General features: G+C 32.3%; 2 protein-coding genes. Both read right to left on the reverse strand.

Annotated features, from left to right (window positions below):
* Positions 1-159 precede the first annotated feature (159 nt).
* Positions 160-516: a helix-turn-helix domain-containing protein gene (locus RM553_RS19500; RefSeq protein ID WP_311536636.1), complete on the reverse strand. Its 357-nt coding sequence runs from the start codon at positions 514-516 to the stop codon at positions 160-162.
* A gap of 4 nt (positions 517-520) precedes the next feature.
* Complete coding sequence (locus RM553_RS19505; RefSeq protein WP_311536637.1) at positions 521-814, reverse strand: type II toxin-antitoxin system HigB family toxin; 294 nt, start codon at positions 812-814, stop codon at positions 521-523.
* Positions 815-888: the final 74 nt, after the last annotated feature.

Below are 888 nucleotides of genomic sequence, written 5' to 3' on the forward strand. Positions count from 1 at the left end.
CTCTTGTTGGTAACGGTTTGCGGTTATCGCAAGTTGCGGGAGTAGGGACGCGGACTTGTCGGCTAACGCTTTAGTTTGTTAGGAATCTAATTTAGTTCTTTTTTGTAAAACCCGTTATTTGCGATGAACCGCTGTTAGCTCCTGTATTTTTTGTTCGGATTAATAATCCTGGACGAGAACTTCTGTCGGAATATGTAAAGTAGTATTTAATTTTCTTACCATTTCAAGAGTTAGTTTTCTTTTTTTACTTAAAATCTCGCTCACTCTACTTTTGAATCCAAAAACCTCTGCAAGATCTTTTTGTTTCATACCCATTTGTTCCATTCTAAATTTTATGGCTTCTATCGGATCGGGCATTCCAATTGGAAAATGCTCATTTTCATAATTGTCAGTGAGAATAGCTAATATTTCTAGTTCGTCGCCTTCTTCAGTACCTCTTTTTGCATCAAAAATCTCATCAATTCTTTGAAGAGCATTTTGATAATCTTCTTCGCTTCTAATTGGTTTTATTCTCATCTTATTAAATTTTGTTAGCGTCTATTTTGTCATATTCTGCGTGAGTTCCAACAAATCTTATGTAGCAGATTTGATATTCAAAATTGAACTTTACAATTAATCTATAGGAGTTACCTTTTATGTTGAAAACAATTCTGTTTTCTTGTAAAATGCTTGCACTCGGATAATCTTTCTTTAGATCGTTTAAATTATTCCAATTTGTTTTCTCAGTTTCTCGATACCAGGATTTTAATTGTTGTTCACTATCAGCGTGTTTTATCCAAAAATCACGTAAAGTTCGTTTCGCAATAATTCTCACATCAAATTATTTTAAAACAAAAATAAATTAAAATTCCCAAATTGGTAACTAAAACTTTGTAAAAATATTGGAGC

It is taken from the genome of Autumnicola tepida (assembly GCF_031846485.1).
Taxonomy (GTDB): Bacteria; Bacteroidota; Bacteroidia; order Flavobacteriales; family Flavobacteriaceae; genus Autumnicola; species Autumnicola tepida.